2 pseudogenes are annotated in these 1,432 nt (G+C 43.8%); one reads left to right on the forward strand and one right to left on the reverse strand.

Going from position 1 to position 1,432, the window contains the following annotated elements:
- Window positions 1–686 (reverse strand): annotated as a pseudogene (gene ulaR / locus CIK04_RS28895) (HTH-type transcriptional regulator UlaR); the annotation flags it as partial.
- 385 nt (window positions 687–1,071) lie between these two features.
- Between ulaR and CIK04_RS28900 the strand changes: the two are divergent.
- Window positions 1,072–1,398: pseudogene (locus CIK04_RS28900) on the forward strand (PTS transporter subunit IIC); the annotation flags it as partial.
- Window positions 1,399–1,432: the final 34 nt, after the last annotated feature.

Below are 1,432 nucleotides of genomic sequence, written 5' to 3' on the forward strand. Positions count from 1 at the left end.
CGGTGATCAAAATGTCAATTTCTCCGCTGGGCAGAAAGCATGCCTGTGCGCTGCCCACTTTCGAGCTATCGACCACCACCACTAACTTGTCGATTTGCTCAAGCATTTGTTGCTCTGCGACCGCGGTCAGCATATCGGCTTTGTATAGCCCCGCTTCCGTCAGGCCTTTACCAGACGTAAACATCCAGTTGCCCGCATAACCGCCTAACGAGTTCGGCGCGGGATTAAGAAAGATGKTTTGCGAGCGATTGTATTGGCCACCAATGATGATCACGTCGTCATGATCTTCGTTGATTAAATAGCTGGCCAAAAGGAAAGTAGTTCGTCACAATTTGCACATCCTGACCACAGAGCCTTTGCCCGAGCAGGAATGCCGTCGAACCGCAGTTGATCACCACACTATCGCCCGGTTGGCAGAGCTCCGCCGCTTGTCATGGCAATGAGCGACTTTTCTTCATAATGCTCAGTGCTATTGATGTTCAGTTGGTGACCACTTCTCTTTTCGCTTCAACACGCTCTGCGCCATTACGCACTTTGCGTAACTTGCCTAGCTCATCTAACTTCGAAATGTCGCGTCGCGCCGTTGCTGGCGACACATTAAAACGTTCAATGATGTGCGCAACGTTAATCGTCTGATTTTCTTCAAGCAGAGAGAGAATGCCGTTGTGCCTTTGCACTTCATTCATAACTATCACCTTATTCAATTCAATTCAACCGAATGTCTATCTAGTGATTACATGGTGATTACCTGTGATTTGTTTTGATTCTATTAATCACGCTCTTGATTGTCAAATCAAGGTGTTCAATAAAATCTCKAATTCATCACAAATTTTATTAAGTCATTGTATTTAAAGATATTTAATGTTTACAGTGTGATCAAAATACCATTTATTGCCTTTTTAAGCGGCGAAATTGATAAAAATCAAAATAATCACAAATGAGCATTGCATGATTACTTTTGATTGTTAAAGTTTATTTCGTGAGCAATAACTGAGTAGATTCTTACCCTACAAAGGAATCCTCTCTGACCTACAAACGATTACAAATACAAATCCATCAAGGGGTAAAGATATGGAGTTCTTATACGACATCTTCTATATTTTTACAGCCAAGTCATGACCAAAGCCCCGTTGCTACTGGGCTTAGTGACATTAATTGGCTACTGGCTGCTAAGAAGAGACACCACGACCATCATCAAAGGTTCGATCAAGACGATCGGTCGTTTCATGCTGGTTCAGTTGGGCGGGCACCCTCGTCGCTGGCTTTAAACCTGTGATTTCCAAACTTTCTGAGTTTCATGGACTAACGGGTTCCGTCATCGATCCCTACACATCGATGATGTCCACCATGGAAGCCATGGGTGACAACTACTCTTGGGTTGGTTACACGGTGCTGCTTTGCACTGGGTATCAATCATTCTTTTAGTGTTGTT

It is taken from the genome of Vibrio sp. 03_296 (assembly GCF_002265885.1).